Raw genomic sequence first — 4,886 nt, 5'->3', positions numbered from 1 at the left:
GGCGGGGGTGGCGGTGCGGGCGGCGGCGCTGGGCGCGGAGGTGTTCCCCGCGGTGTCGCGCGCCCGGACGGTGAACGTGTACGAGGTCTGCGGGGCCAGGCCGGTGATGTCCGTCATCGTCTTCTCGGCCGGGAGGTCGCGGACCAGCTTCCCGTCCTGGAAGACCTGGTAGTTCGCCACCCCGTCGGCGGCGGCCGCGGCGTTCCACATCACGTGGACGGAGGTGGCGCTGCCGGCCTGGGCGGTGAGGCCCGCGGGAGCCGCCGGGGCGGTGGTGTCGCCGCCCGCGCAGCCGGCGAGCAGGGCGGCGAGTCCGGCGGCCAGGGCGGGGCGGAGCAGGGCGGCGGTGCGGGGCACGGGCCCTCCTCGGCGGCCGTTCCTCGTAAAGGTCTAGACATATATGGCACGCGGGCGGGCGGCCGGGCAAGACCCGGACGGCTCCGGCCCGGCGAGCGGCGCGGTTGCGCCCGGTTCGTCTTCTTCTGCGCCTCTCTGGCATTATTGCGATCTCTTTGCAACAGCATTCGATCACAAACTGCCGGTATTTCGGCAACACAGGGAAGTGCACAGCATGACGGCCCGGACAGTACGGGGAGCGGCCGCCGCGGCGCTCGCCGCCGCCACTCTCGCAGGCGCGGCGGCCTGCTCCCACCCCGCCGGAACCGCCGCGGCGTCCGGCGCGGCCGAGTCGGTCGTCGTCGGCATCGCCAACGAGCCGGAGACCCTCAGCCCCCTGCTCGGCTACGGCAAGGACGGCAACTCCAAGGTCTTCGACGGGCTCCTCACCCACGACGCGGACATGAAGCTGCGGCCCGCCCTCGCCGAGGCCCTCCCGGAGGTGTCCGCCGACGGCCTCACCTACACCTACCGGCTGCGCCGCGGAGTGACCTTCAGCGACGGGGCGCCCTTCTCCGCCAAGGACGTCGTCTTCACTTACCGCACGATCCTCGACGCCCGCACGAACAACGCCTCCAAGGCCGAGCTCGACGCCGTCTCCGCGGTCGAGCAGCAGGGCGAGCACACCGTCGTCTTCACCCTCAAGTACCCCTACGCCCCCTTCGCCGAGCGCACCGTCCTCCCCATCGCCCCCGAGCACATAGCCGGCCGGCAGGACGTCAACTCCGGGGACTTCGCCACCCGGCCCGTCGGCACCGGACCGTACGTCCTCACCAACTGGTCCAAGGGCGAGAAGCTCACCTTCAAGGCCAACCCCTCCTACTGGGGCGGCGAGCCCGCCGTGAAGAAGTTCACCATGGCCGTCGTCAAGGACGACGACATCCGCGCCACCCGCCTGCGCTCCGGCGAACTCGACGCGGCCATCCTCCCGCCGAACCTCGCCAAGGGCTTCGCCGGCGACAAGGCCCGCACCACCCTCGCCGCCAAGTCCTTCGACTACCGCAACGTCACCCTCCCCACCCACCACCCGGTCACCGGCGACCCCGCCGTCCGCCGGGCCCTCGACACCGCCGTCGACCGCAGGGCCATGGTCGACCGGCTGCTGGAGGGCGCCGGCAAGCCGGCCTACGGGCCCGTCCCCGCGGACAGCCCCTGGTTCGCCGCCGGCACCGAGCGCACCCACGACCTCGGCCAGGCGAAGAAGATCCTCGACGACGCCGGCTGGAAGCCGGGCGGCGACGGCATCCGCACCAAGGACGGCGTCCGCGCCTCCTTCCCGCTCTGGTACCTCTCCGGCGACAAGATCCGCCAGGACCATGCCCTCGCCTTCGCCTCCGACGCGAAGAAGGCCGGTATCGAGGTCAAGGCCGAGGCCGGCACGTGGGAGGCCATCGAGCCGCGGATGAAGACCGACGCCGTCCTCGCCGGCGGCGGCTCCCCGGCCGACCCCGACTTCGACCAGTACCTCCTGCTCACCTCCGCGCTCGGCGGCGACGGCTTCAACAACATGGCCCGGTACGACAACAAGACCGTCGACCGCGCCCTGGAAGAGGCCCGCCGCAGCGGCGACCCCGCCGTCCGCAAGGCCGCCTACGACACCGTCCAGCGCGAACTGGCCCGGGACCCCGGCTACGTCTTCCTCACCCACATCGACCACCTCTACGTCGTCGCCGACAAGTGGGAGGGCCTCACCACCCAGGTCGAGCCGCACGACCACGGCCTCGGCGCCGGCCCCTGGTGGAACGTCGAGGACTGGAAGCCGAAGCAGAAGTGACCGCCCGCCCCGGCCGCACCCCCTGGGGGCCGATGGCGCGCATGGCGGGCCGGCGGGCACTGCTCGCCGGCCCCGTCCTGCTCGCCGTCACCTTCGGCGTCTTCGCCGCCGCCGACCTGTCCCCCTTCGACCCCGTCAAGGCGTACGCCGGCACCGCGGGCCTCACCGCCCCGCAGGCCGAACTCGACCGCCTGCGCGCCAACCTCGGCGCCGACCGCCCGCTCGTCGAGCACTGGTGGGACTGGCTCACCTCGGCACTCGGCGGCGACCTCGGCACCTCCGCCTCGCTGCGGCAGCCCGTCGCCGACGCCATCGCCGAGCGCGCAGGCTGGTCCGCGCTGCTCGCCGCCACCGCCTTCGCCGCCGCCCTCCTCGCCGGCACCGCCCTCGGCGTCCTCGCCGCCCGCCGCCGCGGCGGCCTCCTCGACCGGGCCGCGACCGCCCTCGCCCACACCCTGCAGGCCGCTCCCGCGTTCTGGCTCGGACTGCTCGCCGTCTGGCTCTTCTCCGTCCGGTGGGGGGTGCTGCCCTCCGGCGGCCTCACGGACGCCGACAGCGACACCGTCACCGCCGGCCAGGTCGCCCGGCACCTCGTCCTCCCCGCGCTCGTCCTCGCCCTCTCCCAACTGCCCTGGTTCTACCTGTACGTCCGCCAGGGCGTCCGCGACGCGCTCGCCGAGGACCCCGTCCGCGGCGCCCGCGCCCGCGGACTCGGCGAGCGGCGGGTACTGCTCGGCCACGCCCTGCGCTCCGGGCTGCTGCCGGTACTCACCCTGATCGGCTCCCGCATGCCCGAGCTGATCACCGGAGCGCTGCTCGTCGAGACGGTCTTCAGCTGGCCCGGCATCGCCGCCGCCACCGTCCAGGCGGCGACCTCCGTCGACTTCCCCCTGCTCGCCGCCCTCACCGTCCTCGCTACGGCCGCCGTCCTCGCCGGCAACCTCCTCGCCGACCTCCTGCACGGACTCGCCGATCCCCGGGTGGGCTTCGATGGCTGAGCCGCCCACCGCCCCCGCGTGGCGCCCCGCCGCCGGACACCGCGGCCGGCGGCCCGGGCGGCGGGCCCCGGGGCTGCAGCTGTGGGCCTGCGCCGCCGTCGCGGCCGCGGCCGTCCTCGCCGTGCTGGCCGTCCCGCCGCTGGTCCGGCTCGACCAGCAGGCCGTCGACCTCTCCGCCCGCCTCCTCCCGCCCTCCGCCGCACACCCCTTCGGCACCGACGACGTCGGGCGCGACCTGCTGCTGCGCTGCGTCTACGGCCTGCGCGTCTCGCTGCTCACCGGTGTCGTCGCCGCGCTCGCCGCCACCGTCGTCGGCACCGCCGTCGGAGCGGCAGCCGCCGCCCTCGGCGGGTGGACCGACCGGCTGGCCATGCGCGTCGTGGACGGCTTCGCCTCCGTCCCGCCCCTGCTGTTCGGCGTCTTCGCCGTGGCGCTGTTCCGGCCCGGGGTGTGGCCCGTCGTCCTGTCCGTCGCGCTCACCCACTGGCTGTCCACCGCCCGCATCGTGCGGGCCGAGGTGCTCTCCCTGAAGGGCCGGCCCTTCGTGGACGCGGCCGTCTCCGGCGGCGCCTCCCGGTGGCGGGTCACCGTACGCCACCTGGTGCCCGGGGTGCTCCCGCAGGCCGGGCTGGCCGCCGTGCTGATGGTGCCGCACGCGGTGTGGCACGAGTCCGCGCTGTCCTTCCTCGGCCTCGGGCTGCCCGCCCACCAGGCCAGCCTGGGCGGCCTCGTCCAGGCCGGGCGCGGCTCGCTGCTCGCCGGCCACTGGTGGCCCACCCTCTTCCCCGGCCTCTTCCTGATCCTCCCCACCCTCGCGGTCGCGGGCCTGGCCGCAGCCTGGCGCGACCGCCTCGACCCGCGCCGCCGCTCGGAGCCGATGCCGTGACCGACACCGCCCCCGCCCTCGACGTACGCGGACTGAGCGTGCGCTTCCGGATGCCCGGCGGCCGGTACGTGGCCGCCGTCTCCGACGCCTCCTTCCTGCTCGCCCCCGGCAGCTGCCTGGCCCTGGTCGGGGAGAGCGGCTGCGGCAAGTCCGTCCTCGCCTCCGCCCTCCTCGGCCTGCTGCCCGGCAACGCCGACACCGCCGGCTCCGCCCTGCTGCCCGACGGACTCGACCTGCTCACCGCAGGAGAGGCGGTCCTCGCCCGCACCGTCCGCGGCCGCCGCATCGGCCTCGTCCCGCAGAGCCCCGCCGCCCACCTCACGCCGGTCCGCACGATCCGCTCCCACCTGGAGGAGGCCGTACGCGAACTCAACCCCCCGGCCGCCTCCGCCCGGGGCCGCCGCGCCGCCCGGGAGGCCGTACGCGCCGCCGCCGAGCGGGCCGCTGAGCGGGCGGCGTTTCCCGCGAGCCACCTCGACCGCCACCCGCACGAACTCTCCGGCGGGCTCGCCCAGCGCGCCGCGACCGCCCTCGCCCTCGTCGGCGACGCCCCCCTGCTGCTCGCCGACGAGCCGACCACCGGCCTCGACCGCGACCTCGTCCACCGCACCGTCGACGAACTGCGCGCCCACACCGGGGACGCCGGCCGCGCCCTGCTGATGATCACCCACGACCTCGCCGCGGCCCACCGCATCGCGGACACCGTCGCCGTCATGTACGCCGGCCGCATCGTCGAAACCTGCCCCGCGGACACGTTCTTCGGCCCGTCCGGTCCCCGCCACCCCTACGCCCGCGGCCTCCTCGACGCCCTGCCCGAGCGGGCGTTCACCCC

The 4,886-nt window shown here is 75.4% G+C and carries 5 protein-coding genes; 4 read left to right on the top strand and 1 reads right to left on the bottom strand.

Annotation, left to right across the window (positions count from 1 at the left end; translation table 11 throughout):
* A partial coding sequence (locus EF903_RS28760; RefSeq protein ID WP_312845974.1) for a fibronectin type III domain-containing protein occupies window positions 1-357 on the bottom strand: 357 nt, incomplete at its 3' end.
* Window positions 358-571: 214 nt separating this feature from the next.
* Between EF903_RS28760 and EF903_RS28755 the strand changes: the two genes are divergently transcribed.
* The 4 genes from EF903_RS28755 to EF903_RS28740 form a co-directional block, all read left to right on the top strand.
* Window positions 572-2,170 carry an ABC transporter substrate-binding protein gene (locus EF903_RS28755; protein WP_125547934.1) on the top strand — a complete coding sequence of 533 codons (1,599 nt, stop codon included), beginning with the start codon at window positions 572-574 and terminating at the stop codon, window positions 2,168-2,170.
* Between the two features lie 32 nt (window positions 2,171-2,202).
* Window positions 2,203-3,168 carry an ABC transporter permease gene (locus tag EF903_RS28750; RefSeq protein ID WP_125547935.1) on the top strand — a complete coding sequence of 322 codons (966 nt, stop codon included), beginning with the start codon at window positions 2,203-2,205 and terminating at the stop codon, window positions 3,166-3,168.
* Window positions 3,161-4,054, top strand: coding sequence for an ABC transporter permease (locus EF903_RS28745; protein ID WP_125547933.1), 894 nt, complete (start codon window positions 3,161-3,163; stop codon window positions 4,052-4,054). Before EF903_RS28750 ends, EF903_RS28745 begins: the two co-directional genes overlap by 8 nt.
* Window positions 4,051-4,886: ABC transporter ATP-binding protein (locus EF903_RS28740; protein ID WP_148142595.1), on the top strand; the 836-nt coding region annotated here is incomplete at its 3' end. The genes EF903_RS28745 and EF903_RS28740, both read left to right, overlap by 4 nt.

The organism is Streptomyces sp. WAC05292, assembly GCF_003949955.1.
GTDB classification, from domain to species: Bacteria; Actinomycetota; Actinomycetes; order Streptomycetales; family Streptomycetaceae; genus Streptomyces; species Streptomyces globosus.
This window is presented reverse-complemented; position numbering and strand designations above follow the sequence as displayed.